Annotated in this window: 20 protein-coding genes and 1 riboswitch; of the genes, 6 read left to right on the forward strand and 14 right to left on the reverse strand. The window is 68.6% G+C overall.

Annotated elements, in window-relative coordinates:
* Positions 1-32 precede the first annotated feature (32 nt).
* Positions 33-124, reverse strand: a riboswitch (glycine riboswitch).
* A gap of 69 nt (positions 125-193) precedes the next feature.
* A complete protein-coding gene (locus QZV94_RS09890) occupies positions 194-2164 on the reverse strand; it encodes an ATP-binding protein (protein ID WP_293677657.1) in 1971 nt (656 codons plus the stop codon).
* A 526-nt stretch (positions 2165-2690) separates the two neighbouring features.
* Between QZV94_RS09890 and QZV94_RS09895 the strand changes: the two genes are divergently transcribed.
* Positions 2691-2957: an energy transducer TonB gene (locus tag QZV94_RS09895; RefSeq protein ID WP_293677658.1), complete on the forward strand. Its 267-nt coding sequence runs from the start codon at positions 2691-2693 to the stop codon at positions 2955-2957.
* Between the two features lie 264 nt (positions 2958-3221).
* Here the strand turns inward: QZV94_RS09895 and QZV94_RS09900 are convergent, their stop codons facing one another.
* Positions 3222-3632 (reverse strand): endonuclease domain-containing protein, encoded by a 411-nt coding sequence (locus QZV94_RS09900; protein ID WP_293677659.1) that lies wholly within the window; start codon positions 3630-3632, stop codon positions 3222-3224.
* 214 nt (positions 3633-3846) lie between these two features.
* Between QZV94_RS09900 and QZV94_RS09905 the strand changes: the two genes are divergently transcribed.
* Both QZV94_RS09905 and QZV94_RS09910 read left to right on the forward strand, forming a co-directional pair.
* Complete coding sequence (locus tag QZV94_RS09905; RefSeq protein ID WP_293677660.1) at positions 3847-4647, forward strand: hypothetical protein; 801 nt, start codon at positions 3847-3849, stop codon at positions 4645-4647.
* An 89-nt stretch (positions 4648-4736) separates the two neighbouring features.
* Positions 4737-5549 carry a SirB1 family protein gene (locus QZV94_RS09910; protein WP_293677661.1) on the forward strand — a complete coding sequence of 271 codons (813 nt, stop codon included), beginning with the start codon at positions 4737-4739 and terminating at the stop codon, positions 5547-5549.
* Positions 5550-5555: 6 nt separating this feature from the next.
* On the opposite strand, the gene QZV94_RS09915 is transcribed toward QZV94_RS09910, so the two are convergent.
* The 8 genes from QZV94_RS09915 to QZV94_RS09950 all read right to left on the reverse strand — a co-directional run bounded on the left by QZV94_RS09915 (position 5556) and on the right by QZV94_RS09950 (position 9214).
* On the reverse strand, positions 5556-6131 hold the full coding sequence (locus QZV94_RS09915; protein WP_293677662.1) for a hypothetical protein: 576 nt from the start codon (positions 6129-6131) through the stop codon (positions 5556-5558).
* 10 nt (positions 6132-6141) lie between these two features.
* Positions 6142-6351: a hypothetical protein gene (locus QZV94_RS09920; RefSeq protein WP_293677663.1), complete on the reverse strand. Its 210-nt coding sequence runs from the start codon at positions 6349-6351 to the stop codon at positions 6142-6144.
* A gap of 88 nt (positions 6352-6439) precedes the next feature.
* Positions 6440-6976, reverse strand: coding sequence for a hypothetical protein (locus QZV94_RS09925; protein ID WP_293677664.1), 537 nt, complete (start codon positions 6974-6976; stop codon positions 6440-6442).
* A 34-nt stretch (positions 6977-7010) separates the two neighbouring features.
* The gene (locus tag QZV94_RS09930) at positions 7011-7775 is read right to left on the reverse strand and encodes an SDR family NAD(P)-dependent oxidoreductase (protein ID WP_293677665.1); all 765 of its coding nucleotides are present in this window, start codon (positions 7773-7775) and stop codon (positions 7011-7013) included.
* A gap of 26 nt (positions 7776-7801) precedes the next feature.
* Entirely contained in the window at positions 7802-8206 is a 405-nt protein-coding gene (locus tag QZV94_RS09935; RefSeq protein WP_293677666.1) for a GFA family protein, read from the reverse strand.
* A 92-nt stretch (positions 8207-8298) separates the two neighbouring features.
* On the reverse strand, positions 8299-8583 hold the full coding sequence (locus QZV94_RS09940) for a DUF5985 family protein (RefSeq protein WP_293677667.1): 285 nt from the start codon (positions 8581-8583) through the stop codon (positions 8299-8301).
* On the reverse strand, positions 8580-8843 hold the full coding sequence (locus QZV94_RS09945; protein ID WP_293677668.1) for a DUF5985 family protein: 264 nt from the start codon (positions 8841-8843) through the stop codon (positions 8580-8582). The genes QZV94_RS09940 and QZV94_RS09945 overlap by 4 nt, the downstream gene beginning before the upstream one ends.
* Entirely contained in the window at positions 8840-9214 is a 375-nt protein-coding gene (locus QZV94_RS09950) for a hypothetical protein (RefSeq protein WP_293677669.1), read from the reverse strand. The genes QZV94_RS09945 and QZV94_RS09950 overlap by 4 nt, the downstream gene beginning before the upstream one ends.
* 134 nt (positions 9215-9348) lie before the next feature.
* Between QZV94_RS09950 and QZV94_RS09955 the strand changes: the two genes are divergently transcribed.
* The gene (locus QZV94_RS09955) at positions 9349-10605 is read left to right on the forward strand and encodes an MFS transporter (RefSeq protein ID WP_293677670.1); all 1257 of its coding nucleotides are present in this window, start codon (positions 9349-9351) and stop codon (positions 10603-10605) included.
* Between the two features lie 13 nt (positions 10606-10618).
* Here the strand turns inward: QZV94_RS09955 and QZV94_RS09960 are convergent, their stop codons facing one another.
* On the reverse strand, positions 10619-10900 hold the full coding sequence (locus QZV94_RS09960) for a helix-turn-helix transcriptional regulator (RefSeq protein ID WP_293677671.1): 282 nt from the start codon (positions 10898-10900) through the stop codon (positions 10619-10621).
* Positions 10901-11205: 305 nt separating this feature from the next.
* The gene (locus QZV94_RS09965; protein WP_293677672.1) at positions 11206-11886 is read right to left on the reverse strand and encodes a nitroreductase; all 681 of its coding nucleotides are present in this window, start codon (positions 11884-11886) and stop codon (positions 11206-11208) included.
* A 149-nt stretch (positions 11887-12035) separates the two neighbouring features.
* Between QZV94_RS09965 and QZV94_RS09970 the strand changes: the two genes are divergently transcribed.
* Both QZV94_RS09970 and QZV94_RS09975 read left to right on the forward strand, forming a co-directional pair.
* Positions 12036-13013, forward strand: coding sequence for a TraB/GumN family protein (locus QZV94_RS09970; protein ID WP_293677673.1), 978 nt, complete (start codon positions 12036-12038; stop codon positions 13011-13013).
* A 135-nt stretch (positions 13014-13148) separates the two neighbouring features.
* A complete protein-coding gene (locus tag QZV94_RS09975; protein WP_293677674.1) occupies positions 13149-13550 on the forward strand; it encodes an STAS domain-containing protein in 402 nt (133 codons plus the stop codon).
* Here the strand turns inward: QZV94_RS09975 and argS are convergent.
* Both argS and QZV94_RS09985 read right to left on the reverse strand, forming a co-directional pair.
* Positions 13471-15243, reverse strand: a complete 1773-nt coding sequence (gene argS, locus QZV94_RS09980; RefSeq protein ID WP_293677675.1) for an arginine--tRNA ligase — start codon at positions 15241-15243, stop codon at positions 13471-13473. The two genes, QZV94_RS09975 and argS, sit on opposite strands and share 80 nt — an antisense overlap.
* A complete protein-coding gene (locus QZV94_RS09985) occupies positions 15240-15938 on the reverse strand; it encodes a Tat pathway signal sequence domain protein (RefSeq protein WP_293677676.1) in 699 nt (232 codons plus the stop codon). Before QZV94_RS09985 ends, argS begins: the two co-directional genes overlap by 4 nt.
* Positions 15939-16094 lie beyond the last annotated feature (156 nt).

Consider the following 16094-nt stretch of genomic DNA (forward strand, 5'->3'; position numbering starts at 1 on the left):
CGCGGCCAGGGCGAGAACGTTCCAGCGTTCATCAGCCCGTCGCGGTCCTTTTGCCTGAGCGTTTCCGGGGCGGTTGCGCCTTCGGCGCCGGGGGCGAAACCCCGGCCTCTCCCGCGAGAGTTGGACGGGTTGTGTGGGAGGGGGCGGGGGGAGTCAATGGGGGGTGGAGGGTGCGAACGGGCAGCGTATGTGCCTACTCGTACTTTTCGCGCTGACCCACGAAAGTCGGCTGCGGATCATTGAGCACGGCAACGAGTTCCTCAAGCACGATGAGGTCACATATCTTTGCGCCAGATTCCAAGTCAGTCAAAACATGGGTAATTCCATGATACTGTCTCTGATCGGCATTCTCCGGAATAAGCAAGGAGGTTATTCCAAACCGTTCCTTGTAGAGAGATCCTGTTTCCCACATTACGCAAAGATCTACATCTTTAATACTTTTATCATGACTGTCAACATCTTCGATGAGTCCGTCCAAAGAGAATTTGTACTCTAGAATTCTCGGGTCTGTCACTCGGCCTTTAAGGGCCAGCGCCGTCTCTCCAGGCACCCCCAGCGGGTTGTTGGCCTGATCGTAAGTGTACAGCAGTTCATCCAACTCGAACGAGACCTTGTAGAGTCCGTCATAAGTAAAGCGCTCGTTGGTTGACATGACGGTGATACCCCGGACCACTCCTCCCGCCACCAGCTGATGGAACAGGGCGATTACATCCTGCTCGCGCGTGGGTTTGGATGTGATCGAAACTCTTTCAGTGGGCTTGAAGAAGTGCTCGCTTGCCAAAACGAGCGGGGCCTCTGTCTCGTGTTTGAGCATTTCCGCCTTCCAGTCGCCGATTTTGAGCTCTCGGACGAGATCAGGGGATACGCCAGTGTTGGCCTTCAGAAGGTGACGGAGCTTGGTCAAGTGGACCTCTGTAATAGATCTCGCAACCGTTTTGGCGAAATCCGTCAATTCTCGATTGAATCCCTTTCTTCCAAGGTCCGGAGAGTAATTATTGAAGTGCATCATGAAGTGGATTTGATTCTGTCGACCAATATTTCTTATTAGAGGTATAACAATGGTCTCTCCTTGGGGCATATTGTTGGCAGCGAGTTGAATCCCTGCGGTCAGAACTCGATAACCGGATCTAACGTCGAGGGACTCGTTGAACGTCGTCCACAGCTTTGCAGTGTAGCCATACTCCACACTCACGGTCGGCTGATGCTTGTGGAGAACGTCCCGTTCCTCCTCGTCCAGCACGGCGCCAACTAACGTCGCAAGTTCGTTGGCGTCCCAAGAGTCATGGATGAAATCGAGATTTCGGTATTTATCCGGCATCGCACGCCCAGCGCCGTGCTTCTGGAACAAAGCAAGGCTCGCCGCCTCCAACTCCCTGACAGTCGCCGATTTGCTGGCGATCTTATGGAGCCAGAAATACGAGGTGCCCTGTGAAGTCTGTTCGGTAACGTGTCCTTCGAACCGAACGCCGACGTAAACACTAACTTTGTTGTCAGAGACGATCGATCCAAGTCCCGTCTTTATAGATAGAATCTTGTGCCATGTGTTTGCTGTATTCGCCTTGATCCAATCCAAACGCCGCGGGTGAGTATCGTCATCGAAGCGCACCGTAATGGATACACCCCGGTCGATGCCCTCGAACGCGGCGTCAGCCTGGGCTGACTCGTCGGGCTCAACTTTCGGGTTTGCCCCAGTTGCGTTGTTTTGCAACCAGTTCCGCGCGCCGACTATTCTACCGGAGGCGCTGAACCCAGGACCTTTGGTAGAAACCCGCATGTAATTGAATCCATAGGCAACAAAGGTCGCGCCTACTCCTTTGTGACCCCGAGTGGCTCCTGACTTAAAAGAAAAATTTGGAGCAAGAAATTGCTCAAATTTTTCTTTGTCTAAGCCAATTCCATTGTCAGTAACCGTCAGAGCATTGTTGTCGAGGTCAACGATAATGCGGATTTGCGGCGTGTAAGCATTTTCAGTTCCAGCGGAACGCTCGATTTCCACCCGAGCCTCAACCGAATCCAAGGCATTCTGAATCAACTCTGCAAAAGGATCGTACCACCCTACGTATGAACTCAGTATATTGGATATCTCTCGCTTGAGCGCACCAAGGGCTGCGTCGTTGACGTGTGTATTCTTGGCAGCAAGTGGGTCGAACGGGGCGAAAGTCATCTGCTCTTTCTAAATTCTGGAATTTCTTGCCACTAGTGATGCCTGATGTCTACCAGACGAGGGATGCTGCTTGCGAGGCCACTGGCAGTTGGTCGAGTGTCGTCTCCCACGGCCCAGCATGCCAGCCTCTTCCGCTTCCTCAAGGACGAGCGCGGGCGCGCTCGCCGCGGGACGTTCGCCGTCGGGCGGCGAGCCGGCAGCCAGCGTCCGCCGAGACCGGCCTGCGGCCGGCCGAGGGCAGGCTACACCCAGAGGCCGGCTGGAGGGCTGCCGTGAGATGAATGGCGGCATGGGTTCCCCGGCGCGAGCGTCTCTCCACTGGACCCGAGCTACAGGCTGTTTCGATCCCGTTGCGGACGTTGAGAGCGCGTGGTGTTCTCGTGCTGGCGTGAGGGGGAGCACATGCTCGTATCGGTGATCGTGTTGCTGTTTCTAGTTCCAGCGACGACGCCGGAACCACAGCAAACGCGGACGTTCCAGGCTGGAGTACAGGCCGCTCAAGAAGGGAGAGAAGAGGTACGCCCCATTGGGTCCGGCCGGGCCCTTCTATCCTCAGAGGGCGGCTGACGCGCGAGCGAGTGGCCATGCGCTTCTCAGATGCGAAGTTGGCGGGGAGGGCGATCTGTCGAAGTGCAAGCTTGTCGGCGAGACACCACGGGATTCGAACTTTGCGCCCGCGGCTCGCATCATGGCCGAACGCAAGCGCATCTTCGTGACCGGTGCGACCGCAGGCGAGACGATCCTAGTCCAGGTTCCCTTTGTGCTCGGGGCCCAGGCGATGATGGAGCCGTAGTTCCACAGACTCACCGGTCGCGGCCACCAAGGGTCTCCTCTCCCACGGCGCTCCGCGCCTGGGAGAGGAGAACCCCGTCGTTCCGTCGCGGGTGCTTCGCCGTGCGCGGGATGCTCCATCCCACCAGGACGCGGCCGGGCTAGGCGCTGACTCGATAGGTCGTCTCCGGCGTGTGAGGACGCTCGACAACCGCTTCGAACCCGCTGCTGGGATCGGGTCGCCTCCCCCACAGCGCTCCGCGCCTGGGAGAGGTGACTAGTTAGGTCAGACGGCGCGGCGGCCGCGCGGGATCAGGTGGCCGCGGCGGCTGGGGTCGGACTCGCGGCATAGGGTGAGGATTTTGTGGCGGACGTGGGCGGGGTCCTCGATCACCTCGCGGTTCCAGAAGCGGGCCACGTGGAGGCCCTGGCGGCGGAGGTAGGCGTCTCGGCGGGCGTCGTAGTCGGCCTGGTCGGCGTGGGCGCCGCCGTCGAGTTCTACGGCCAGGGCGGCCTCGAGGCAGAGGAAGTCCACGATGAAAGGGCCGACCGGGGTCTGGCGGCGCCATTTCCAGCCGTCGAGGCGGGTGGCGCGGAGGGCTTCCCAGAGGAGGGTCTCGGCTTCGGTCCGGGTGCGGCGGAGGTGGCGGGCGCGGTCTCGGCGGAGCTTCTGGGTGAGGGATGTGATCTCGGCCATGGCGGGTGGTTCCCTGGTCCAACGTTGTGGTGGCTGGACGGCCTGCGCCGCCCTCTCCCGGCCTCTCCCATGGCGCTGCGCGCCTGGGAGGAGACTGGTGACTATATGTTCTTCATTTGTTCTTGACCAGCTCGCGCGTTTTTGGTAGGTTTCTGTCAGCGTTGTCGAGTGCGCCCGGTGAGCGGGGCGGCGTTCCGGCGCGGCGGTTCCTGACATGACGAGGTGGGCGATGGCGGGCGAGGAGCTGGCGGCGGCGGAGCCGTGCGTGGGGCGGGGCGGGCGGCCGGGGTCGGTGCGGTGGTCGAAGGGGCTGGCGGCGCGGCTGGTGGCGCGGGTGGCGGCGGGCGAGATGCTGTACGTCGTGCTGCGCGAGGACGGGATGCCGACGCCGCAGAGCGTCGGTCGCTGGGGGCGCGAGCGGCCGGCGTTCGGCGCGGCGCTGGAGCAGGCTCGCGCGGCGGGCGGGCGGTCGCGGAAGGGCGGCGGCGTGACGCGGTACTGCGACGGCATCGCCGAGGAGGTGTTCGAGCGGGTGTGCGAGGGGGAGAGCCTGACCCAGATCGGGGCGGACCCGACGATGCCCTGCCTGTCGACCCTGTTCCGCTGGCGGCGCGAGCACCCGCGGTTCGAGGAAGAGATGCAGCTGGGCATGCGGATCCGGGCGGAGCTGGCCTGTGACCGGGCGGACGACCTGGCGGACGCGGCGAGCCCGGAGACGGCCTACCTGACCCACGTGCAACTGACGCACCTGCGCTGGAAGGCCGGGGTGATGGCGCCCAGGATCTTCCGGGTGAAGACCGTGGAGCCGGAGGCGCCGAAGGTGGTGCGCACGGTCCTGTACCGCCACTTCAAGGTCGAGGAGGACCCGCAGACCGGCAAGCGCACGGTGGTGGCCTATTGCCCCAATCCGATCACCGGGGAGGTGGAGCGGGAGGACACGCCGGGCTGGCGGCAGGCGGGCGACGCGAACACCTTCTCGCTGCCGGGCGGGCGGCCGACGGGGGAGGGGCGATAGGCGGGCGGGAAGGTGCTGCGCGCCATGCGGCGCCGCCGCCTTGACGGGTGGCGCTGCGTCGCGAGACTGAGGCGGTGGATGCGGAGCCGATGATCGAGACGATAGCCTACCTGGGGCTCTGCGACGAAGGCGACATCCAGCTGGACCTCGCGGCGCTCGACCTCGCCCGCCTGGATCGGCCGCAGGCGCGGACGGCCGACTATGCCGAACGCCTCGATGAGATGGCTGCCGACCTGCAGCGACGCGCGGGCGATGCGCCACGGCCCGAACGGCAGGTCGAGGCGCTGGTCGAGACCCTGGCCGGCCGGTTCGGCTTCGAAGGGGACCACGAGGACTACGACAATCCGAACAACGCGGACCTGATGAGCGTCATCGATCGGCGCCGGGGCCTGCCGATCTCGCTGGCCATCCTCTACGTCGCCCAGGCGCGGCGACGCGGCTGGACGGCGCAGGCGCTGAACACGCCGGGCCACGTCCTGGTGGCCGTCGGGGCGGGGCGGCCGCTGATCATCGATCCGTTCAATCGCGGCGCCCCAGTCGGGCCGGATCGGTTGCGGGCGCTCGTGGAGGCGGCCGCGGGCCCGGGCGCGGCCGTTACGGCGGAGCACGTGGCGCCCATGCCCAACCGGGCCGTCCTGGTGAGGCTGCTGACGAACCAGGCCGTCCGGGCGGAGGCGGGGGGCCAGCCCGACCGCGCGCTGTCGATCTTCCAGCGGATCAGCACCCTCGCGCCCGGATACAGCCAGGGTTGGTGGGATCGGGCGCGCCTGGAACTGCGGCTGGGCGACCAGCCGGCGGCGCGCGCCTGCCTGAGTGCGATGCTGGAAACCACCCGCGACCCGGCGCTGCGGGCCCACATCAATCAGGCGCTCGAGACGCTGGCATCCGGGCCGCGGGCGTAGCTGGGCCTACCGCCCCGCCTTCCGCCGCAGGTTCTTCGCCGAGCGCGGGATGCCCCAGCCGACCAGGACGCGGCCGGCCCAGGCGCCGACGACGTAGCCGCCGGCGTAGCGTTCGTCGCCGGGCATGAAGGCGCCGACGCGCAAGGGGGCGTCGAGGTCGTCGAGAACCGGCGGGCGGAAGGCCGGCGTCACCTGCTCGGCCAGGGCGCGGATGCGGGCGAGGTCGCGGGCGGTGACGTGGCCGGGGCGGCGGCGAGGCGGCGTGGGGCGCAGGACGGTCAGCACGCCGCGGCGCGCGCGGCAGGCGGGGTCGCCGCAGACGGCGCGGCGGGCGATTACGGTCATCGGGGTATCGGGGTCGACGCCGGGGAGCTGGGCGGGGCGCCACTGTCGCGTGCGGCGGCAGGCGGCGCAGGTGAGGCGGATGGCGCCGCCGGCTTCGGCGACCTGGGCCAGGGTGATCTGCGCGTCGCGCGGCATCAGCCAGAAGCCGTCGCCGGCGGGCTGGACGATGGGCGGGGCGGCGTCGGGCGGGGCGTCGGTGACGGCGAACAGCGACGGCTGGCGAGGCGCCTCGGGCATCCGCGCGGCCTCAGTTCCGGGTCGCCAGGAGTTCGGGCAGGCGGGCGATGTTGGCGGCGATGCGCCGGGCTTGGTCGCGGGTCAGCAGGTCGGGGTTGGTGCCGACGACCGGGCGGCCGAGGAAGTGGACGTAGGCGAGCGCGAAGCCGTTGGCGTCGCAGACCGCCCAGGACTGTTCGTTTTCCTTGAGGGTCCAGGGGATGGGGAAGCGATCGGGCATGCAGCGAACAAAAGCAGAACTTTCGGCCCGAGGCGACTCCGTTGAGGTTGCGATGGAGCGAGGGAGATACCTGGGCGTGGGCGCAGGCCTACGACCGGACCTTGCAGCGCTGCTTGTACTGGACGCCGCGCAGGAAGCCGCGGCGGGCGAGGCCGGCGTCGATGAGGGCGTCCATGTGGCGATCGGCGGGAGCGGCCCCGGTGATCTCGCGGACCAGGGCGCGGTAGGGAATGATGCTGTTGATCACCGCCTTGCCGCCGGCGGCGGCGAGCTTGCCCGCCCGGTTCTCGCGGTACTCGCCGCCCGCCTGGTAGTCGGGACCCAACGCCTCGTTGAGGGTCCGCACCGCGGCGGCCAGCTGGGCGCAGGTCTTGAGCTTGCGGATGCCGTAGGGATCGGCGAGCGCGTCTTCCAGCACCGCCGGGACCTTGCGCTTCGAGATGCCCATGTCGCGGGCGGGCTGCGACCCGATCTCCATGGCCTGCTTGCGGGTCTCGTCATACTTGGAGGACGACGCGGTCTGGGCCTTTCGGTCCGGCCCCTGGCCCTGTGAGGTTGCGCAGCCGGCCAGGGCCAGGACGGTGGCGGCGAGCAGGACGACCGGGGCGGCGGCGATGGGGGTCATGGTGGTCTAAGCCCTGGATACGAAACGCGTTCCGTCAGACCTTGTAGCCGCCGTCGACGCTGATCACCTGGCCGGTGATGGCGGCGCTTTCGGGCGAGGCGAGGAGCACCGCCATGGGGCCCAGCTCGTCGGGCTCGACGATCCGGTGCTGCAGGTTCTCGGACTCGACCATGGCCTTGAACGCCGGCGTCTGGGCCTCGAAGTTGACCAGCTGGGTGTTGGTCCAGCCGGGGCAGAGGCAGTTGACGGTGATGCCGTGGGCGGCGGTGTCGTGGGCGAGCGCACGGGTGAGGCCGATCAGGCCGTGCTTGGCCACCGTGTAGGCGATCGGGCCGCCGGAGCGCTTGGCGTAGCCGGAGCCGATGGTCATCACCCGGCCGTAGCCGTGCTGGCGCATGTGGGGCAGGGCCTCGGCGGTGGCCCAGTAGGCTGAGTTGAGGTTCAGGTCGATGTTGTCGGCGAAGGTGTCGTCGTCGTGGGTGTAGGCCCCGAGGCCCTGGGGCGTGCGGGTGGTGACCCCGCCGGCGTTGTTCACCAGAATGTCGATGCGGCCGAACTTCTCGACCACGGCCTTGACGGCGCCGCGCTGGTCGGCGGCCTTGGTGGCGTCGGCCTGGATCACCAGCGTGTCCGGCGCGCCGGCGGCCCGGGCCTCGGCGGCGACCTTGTCCAGCTCGGCGGTGGTGCGCGAGGAGACCGCGATCATCGCGCCCTCGCGCGCCATGGCCAGCGCGATCGAGCGGCCGATGCCGCGGCCGCCGCCGGTGACCAGCGCGACCTTGCCCTTGAGACGGTCCATCGTGTCGTTCCCCTTTTTGCCGGGCCTCAGCCGGGCACGCGCTCGTTCGTCGGCAGGCCCTCGGGGATACAGTGGAAGGGCTGCTTGTCCATCGTGTAGATCGCCATCTGCGGACCGCCATAGAGCTTCGGATCGTCCATGGAGCCCACCTTGACCACTACGACGGGACGGCCGGGAAGCCGCGTCACCAGGTGGGTGCCGCAGGACGGGCAGAACTCGCGGGTGACTGGGTTCTCAAGGTCGGAGCGCGAGAAGGCGCTGGGTTGGCCCTTGACGTACTTGAACCCGTCGGCGGGCATCAGCATGAAGAAGTTCGGCCCGCCGCCGGTGATGTACTGGCACTCGCGGCAATGGCACTGGGCCTTGAAGGCGGGTTCGCCCTCGGCCGTGTAGCGCACCGCGCCGCAATAGCATCCGCCTTCAAACTTCATCGCGCGCCTCGTGTTTCGTTCGGCCGGGCGACCCGCACCCGCGCCGGCGAACGTGGCATGCGGGGCGCTCGCGATGCAATGGCCGCGGGCCGCTAGGGCTGCGAACCGCGCGGTCCGTTCTTGCTCAGCACCGCGACGATGATCAGCACGAAGGCGGCGAGGCGGAGCAGGTAGGCGGCGCTGTTCTCGACGTGGGCGTGGCGCGAGAAGCCGGCCACCACCTGGTTCAGCGCCATCAGCCAGAACGCGGCGGCGAAGGCGGCGAACAGCCGGTCGCGGGTGCGCACCCAGAACCGCAGGAAGAACAGCCCGGCGATGGCGAACCCCGCGCTCATGGCGCCGGCCACGAACAGGACGATGCTGGGCGCGACGCTCATCGCACCTCCCAGACGAAGCCGAAGATGAGGACGGCGAGGCCCGCGCCGGCGGCCGCCTGGCGCCAGACCCAGAGGTCGACGCCCGGCAGCAGCAGCATGTCGACGACCAGCGCCAGGTTGTTCAGGGCGAAGAAGCAGAAGGCCACCGCCGTCCACAGCAACAGGCGCATGCGGCTGCGCAGGTAGGCCCGCCCCAGCAGCGCCGCGCAGCTGGCGCTGGCCGCCAGGCAGAGCCCATAGATCAGGGCCGGCGTGTTCACGACCCCGGCGGGTTCAGCCGGAACGCGTCGGCCAGCGTCTGTAGCTTCGCCTCGGTCGAGACGATCGCATTGATCACCGCGACGGGTCGCTCGGCGTAGGCGTGGGCCAGGGCGACGGTAAGCTCTTCCAGCAGCTCGCCGGCCGGGGCGAAGCGGAAGCGGCCGTCCTCGCCCTGGGCGACCAGGCCTTCGCGCTGCAGCCCGTCAAGCACGCCCGTCACCACCGCGTCGCTGGCCCGCAGTTCGCCGACGAGCTCGTGGGGAGACCAGCTTCGCGCGGGCGCCCGGCGAACCAGCAACAGGACATCCAGCGCCCAGACCGATGGGATGCTACGCCGGATGAAAGTCACCAGGTCCAAGTCGCGCACCATCGATCCATCGGTCCGTCAGATGGGCCCGCGGCCCCGCCGCGCCCTGCCCGTTAGTACCGGCCCGGGCCGTGACCATCAACCTCGCAGCCGGCGCGCGCCGCGCTATCTTCGCTCGCGGAGGGGAGGGGCGAATCATGTCCCGGGCGGCCAAGGGGTCCGGCGGGGCCCACCCTTATGTCGGACTGCTGAAGGATCGCGGCGTTCGCACGCTGTGGGCGGGGCAGGCGCTGTCCGACGCGGGCGGGGAGATGTACCGGCTGGGGGCGATCTGGCTCGCGGTGGGGATGGCCGGGGCGGACGCCGCCTGGCTGCCGATCGCCCAGTCGGGCGCCATGCTCGCATTCGCGCTGGGCGCCGGGGCCGTGGTCGACGGGCTGAGCTCGCGCAAGGTGATGATCTGGGCGGACCTCATCCGCGCCGCGGTCAGCGCCGCGGTCGTGGCGGCGGCCTTCACGGTCGGCCTGTCGCTGCCCCTGCTGATCGCGGCGGGGGTGTTGCTGGCGGGCGTGCAGGCGGTGTTCGACCCGGCGCTGCAGGCGGTGATCCCGCGGCTGATGCCCGACCCGCATCGTCTGCGGGCGCTGAACGGCCTGTTCGATGTGACCGGCCGGCTGGCGGTGATCGCCGGCTCCGCCCTGGGTGCGGCGATCGCGGCGTTGGCGGCGCCGATCCACCTGCTCACCGCCAACTCGGCGAGCTTCCTGGCCTCGGCGGGCTCGATAGCGCTGGCCGGCCATCGGTTCGACGGGGACACGCCCGCCCAGGCCAGGCCGGCGACGGTGTTGCAGCGGCTTTCGCGGGGCTGGCGCGCCGCGCGCGCCACGCCAGGCGCCCGCACCATCCTGGCCACGGCCGCGGTGTCTTACGCGACGCGTTCGTTGGGCATCGCCCTGGGCCTGCCGCTGCTGCTCGTGCAGGGCGGCGTCGCCGGCGGCTTGGGCACGCTGGCCCTGGTGATGGCGGCGACGGCGGTGGGCGACGGGCTGACCAACCTCATCACCGTGACCTGGCGGGTGCGCGACGGCTGGCGGTTCCTATTCGCCGGCTACGTGCTGCGCGGCATGGGCCTGGCCGGCATCGGCGCCGGTGCGCTCTTCGCCCCGCCCGGGTTCGCGCCGCTGGCCATGGCCGCCGCCGGGTTCGTCCTGGGCGTCGGTGGCTCGATGGCCTTCCTGCAGATGATGCCCTTCTTCCAGACGCGCATGGACGTGGCCGACGCCACCGCGGTCTTCCGGCTGCGCTACGCCATCCTGGCGGCGGCCACCATGGCCGGCGCCCTGCTGGCCCCCGCGGTGTTTCGGCTCTGGACGCCCGCGCCGGTGATCATCACCTGCGGAGCGGTCCTGGCGCTGGCCGGACTATGCGGCGCGCGACGGTCGCCGGCGGCCTAGCCGCGCGCGTCGGTCAGGTGGCGTTGGCGCGTCTGGGGTGCGCAGGCGGAGGGTCGACGTCCTCGGCGCCTTGGCGCTGGGGCAGGTCGGCGAAGAAGTAGCTGGCGGGTACGCCGAGCGCGCAGGCCAGCTTCCACAGCATGGCGACCGACAGGCGGCTGGAGGCGGACTCGTATTTCTGGATCTGCTGGAAGCTGACGCCGCAGGCGCCGCCGAGCTCCATCTGGGTCATGCCCAGCAGCCGGCGCCGACGCCGCAGCCGCCGGCCCACCCACACTTCGACGTGTTCCGCCATGCTCCACTCCAACTCCGCACTCGATGGCCGGAGTGGTAGTCGCGACGGCGTGTCGTCGCATCCGAGCTTCTCCCGAGCGCGACCGATCTTTTGCCGAGCGCAGCCGGGCGGGAAGCGCCGAAATAGCAGAACACCTCTGCGAAAACGGGCGGTGCGGCCGCCCGGGCGAAGGCCTAATTGAGGGGGCGAAGGAGTCGCCCCATGAGACTTGCGCTGTCCCTGATGTCCGTTGGTTTCGCCGTCCTGATGGCTATTCCCACCCTTGGCCCGATGGTGCTGGCGGCGCTCTAGCGGCCGCGCGGACGCTACTCGTCGAAGCCGACGAAGACGGTCGCCTCTTTCACCGACTTGCGTTCGGACACCACGGCGTTGGCTGGGAAGGTCTCGTCCGGCCAGCCCAGCGCGATGCTCTTCATGATCACCTGGTCGTCGGCGATGCCGGCATGTTCGCGCACCACCGGCGACTGCATGATCCCCTGGCTGTTGATCACCGCGCCAAGCCCGCGGGACCAGGCGGCGTTGACCAGGGCGGTCGCCACCGCGCCGCAGTCGAAGGGCGCGTCGTCCATGCCCTCGAGCTCCTTGTCGAAGGTCACGATCACGCAGACCGGGGCGTCGAACTGGCGGAAGCCGCGCAGCACCCAGTCCTGGCGGCCTTCCTTGTCGTCGCGCGCGATGCCCATGGCCCCGAACAACTGCTTGGCCACGCCGATCTGGCGTTCGCGGTGCTTGCCCTCGAAGCCGGCGGTCCCGATGCGGAACTCGCGCGACTGCGGCACGCCCGACATGTTGCGCTCGGTGTTGCCGGCGCGAATCCGGTCCAGCGGCTCGCCGGTGATGACGTAGAAGTTCCAGGGCTGCACGTTCATCGACGACGGCGAGCGCATCGCCAGGGCGATGACCTCTTCGATCAGTTCCCTGGGGACGGGGTCGGGCTTGTAGCCGCGGATACTGCGGCGTCCCATGACGACGTCGTCGAAGGTCATTTTGGATCCTGCCATGGGTTCGTTCTGCTGAGACGGAGGGCGAAGACCTGCACTAGCGGCGTTCCGGCGCGTTAGCCAACCTCGTTGGCGCCATGGCCCAGCTTCGCCGGGAGCGGCGCCGACGCTAGGGTGGTGCTTCGGAGGAACGCATGCGCCGCAAGACATGGCTCGCCGCCCTGGCCCTGATGGCCTTCGCCGCACCGGCGGCAGGGCAGGCGACGGCGACGGGCTCGGGGGCTGCGCTCGACGATCCCGAGGCCAATGTCGTCGAGGAGTTCGTGGTCGTCGCCCGTGACCGTGGCCCAGCCTGGTGGCGGGTCTCGGACGACGACACCACCGTCTACATCCTGGCCCTGCCGGAGACGGGGCTGCCGCCGGACCTGGTCTGGGATCAGGCCGGCCTTAACCGGCGGCTTCGCGGCGCCAACGCGCTGGTGGGCGGCGGTCGAAACTACCGGATGAGCCTGTCGTTCAAGACCCTGGGCCTGCTGCTCTCCCTGCGCCGGAGCCTGCGCCAGAAGGGGGAGATGGAGGACGACCTGGCCGAGCCGCTGCGGTCCCGGTTCGTGGCGGCGCGGGAGGCGGCGGGCAAGGACGCCAGAGCCTACCGCGGCTGGGGGCCGCTGGCCGCGGGGTTCCTCCTGCTGAACGATAGCCGCGATGACGGACCGCGTTGGCGCGACGCCCAGGGCGACGTGCGCAAGGCCGCCCGCAAGCTGAAGGTGCGCGAGCGGACGGGCGAGAAGCGCGACGCCGCGCCGGCGCTGAGGGAGTTCAAAGCCGGGCTGACCCTGGAGATCCAGACCGCCTGCCTGTCGGCGGCGCTGGACGACATCGAGGCCGGCAGGGCCCCGGCCGCCGAAGCCGCCCGCGGCTGGGCCCGCGGCGACGTGGGGGCGGCGCTCAAGGGGCCGCGCGGCTTCCAGAAGTGCTTCCTGGCTGTCACCGGCGGACCGGAAATCTGGCGTCAGCAGATCAACGACGAGGCCAAGGGGATCGCGGCGGAGTTGGAGCGTCCCGGCAAGGCGGTGGCCATCGTGTGGCTTCGCCAGCTTATCGCCGAGGGCGGGGTGATCGAGACGCTGGAGGCGCAGGGGCTGGACGTGGAGGGCCCGGCGGCGCGTTGAGGGCTTGTCGCTGGACCCGGGGCCAGTCGACGCTTTCACGCTCTGTGAAGGTGAAGCTGCGAAAAGTCCTCGCCAAACGCATCCGCGTCCCGTGGGGGCGCGTAGCTGCGTCACGGGGCAGTGGGGTTGGCACGCATGGGGTGGCGGAAGCTCGTCGGCGAAGACCATTCGGTGGTCGAGGTGGACGGCCGCCTCGACCAGTCCGTGAGCCAGGCCTTCTCCGAGTTCCTGACCGACGCCGCCGATGAGGCCGCGGCCCACGACGAGGCGCTGGAAGTGGACCTCTCAGGGGTCGAGGAAATCTCGTCCCACGGGCTGCGGGCGCTGGCCAGCGCCCAGGACGAGTCCCGGCGGATCGTCCTGACCTGCCCCGAAGGCAGGGTTCGCGAGATCCTGACGATCAGCCGGCTGGACAACGTCTTCCGCGTGCAGGCGCCGAAGATCCACCTGGTGCGGGCTACATCCGATCCGGCGCCGCTATCCCCAGCAGATCCAGCGCCAGCTCCGACTGGCGGAGCGCCGCCGTCGCCAGAGTGAGGCGGCTGGCGCGCACGGCCGGCGCGGCCTGCAGGATCGGGCAGGCGGCATAGAACTTCGAGAAGGCCTGGGACAGGCGGTAGGCGTGCTCGGCGAGCACGTTGGGCGCCTTCTTGTCGTAGGCCTCGGCGAGCGCGGCGTCGAAGGCGTCCAGCGTAAGGACGAGGTCGCGCTCGGCGGGCTCGGCGACGGTGACCGGACCGGTCGTGTGGCCTTCGGCCTCCGCGCGGCGCAGCAGGCTCTTCACCCGGACAGCCTGGTAGAGGAGGTACGGCCCGGTCTTGCCTTCGAAGCTGGTGAAGCGGTCGAGGTCGAAGACGTAGGAGGTGCCGCGGAAGTTCTGCAGGTCGGCGAATTTCAGGGCCGCCACGGCGACCTTGCCGGCGATATCCTCGAACTCGGGCGCCGGCAGATCCTCGCCCAGGCCGGCTTCGTGCAGGCGCGCGCGCGCCTTGTCCCGGGACATCTCGATCATATCGTTCAACTTCAAAACACCGCCCTCGCGGGTCTTGAAGGGCTTGCCGTCCGTCCCGTTCATGGTGCCGAACCCGACGTGCTCCAACTGTCCTGCGACCGCGTAGCCGGCCGGGTAGGCAGCGCGGTACACGGTCGCGAAGTGGTGGGCCTGTCGCGGGGAGACGCAGTAGATCACCAGGTGCGGATCGAACTCGCGCTTGCGGTCCAGGATCGTCGCCAGGTCGGTGGTCCCGTACATGGCCGACCCCTCGGAGGACACCACCAGGAGTGGCGGAAGCTCGCGCTTGTCGCCCTCTCGGACCACGCGGATGATCCGCGCGCCCTGGTCGTCCACCAGCAGGCCCTTGGCGTCGAGCTCGGCCACCATGGGCGCGATCAGGTGCTCGACGTCGCTCTCGCCCTTCCACCAGTCGAAGTCGACGCCGAGGGCGTGGAAGTCCCGCTCGAGGGCGACCTTGGTCACGGTGCGGAAGCGTTCCCACAGGGCGTAGTAGCCAGGCTGCTTCACCTGCAGGGCGGCGGTGATCCTGCGCGCGCGGTCGCGATAGTCGGTGTCGGCCTTCCCCCTGGCGGCGGCCTCCGGGTAGAGGCGGTCGAGGTCGGCCAGGGTGACGGCGTTGAAGGCGGCGACATCGCCGGGCTGGCCGGCGTTGATCGCGTCGACGACGGCGGCGACGGCCGGACTCTCGTCCATCACGGCGCCGATCAGAAGGCCCATCTGGTAGCCCCAGTCGCCGAAATGGGCGTCGCCCACGACCGTGTCGCCGCGGAAGCGGTAGAGGCGCTTGAGGCTCTCGCCGATGATCGAGGCGCGCAGGTGGCCCACGTGCATCGGCTTGGCCACGTTGGGACCGCCGTAGTCGACGATGACCCGGCGCGGCTCGGTCACGGTCTCGGCGCCGGCGCGCGCATCGGCGGCGATGGTGTCGGCGCGGGCGCCGAGCGTGGCGTCGGCGACCTTCAGGTTGATGAAGCCGGGGCCGGCGATTTCGACAGCGGCGAGGCGGGGGTCGCCGGCCAGCTTCTCCACGACGGCGGTCGCGATCTCGCGCGGGTTCCTGCCCAGGGTCTTGGCCGCGGCCAGTGCGCCGTTGGACTGGAAGTCGGCGAGGTCCGGCCGGTCGGAGGCGGTCACCCGGCCCAGTTCGGGGGGCGCGCCAATGGCGGCGAAGGCGGCCTGCACCGCCTCGCCCAGCGCCCGTCTGAGATCGCTCATGGGGGTGGCGTGACGCCTGCGACCTGGCCGACGTTCAGGCGGAACCGCTTGCCGTCACGGTTGAAGGCCGCCATCTCCGGCGTCACGTCGAAGCCCACCAGCACCTCGAAATTCGAGCCGGAGGTGGTCATGCTGCCGCGCGGTATGACGACCTGGGCGATCTCTTCGGTCACGTAGACGCGGTCCTGGCCCTCCGGGAAGGTCACGGGCAGATCGAAATGCTGCTTGGCCAGGACGGCCTTGTTGCGGTCGGTGACGGCGATCCAGTAGCGGTAGGTCTTTGAGCGGCCTGCGGCCTGGGGGCCTTTGCCGAGCTCGAAGAGCACCTGCATCGAGACCTCGATGGGGTCGTCGTCCTTGTATTGGCAGCCGGCGGATATGCCCTGGATCTCGCCGGAGTAGCCGACGTTCGCCGAGGCCTCCAGGCCGTCCTTGAACTCCACATAGCGGGCGGCGTCATAGAGGCTTTTCACGAACGGGCAGGGCCCGGCGTTGCGCAGTTGCGGCAGCGGCGACTGGTTGTCGCCCCACTCTTCCTTCTGCTTGCGCTTCTTGGCGGCGTCTTCCTCCTGCTTGCGCTGCTCAGCGCCCGGATCGCGACGGCCCTGGGCGTAGGCGGTCAGGGGCGCGGAGGTCACGGCCACCGCGGCGGCGACGGCAAGCAGCGCGGGGGCGAGGAGCGGGTGGCGGCGCATGGCGGGGCGTCCAACAGAAGGGCCGCGAGCACGTCGCGGGGTCGTGGCCTAACTACAGCCTGCCGAGTGTGGCCGCAACGCGGCTGGCGGGGAGGGGCCTGCGGCCTTACGTTCCGCGCCATGTCCTCCCGTCCGCCACTCACCGTCCTGCTCGCC

This window comes from uncultured Phenylobacterium sp. (assembly GCF_902826855.1).
GTDB lineage: Bacteria > Pseudomonadota > Alphaproteobacteria > Caulobacterales > Caulobacteraceae > Phenylobacterium.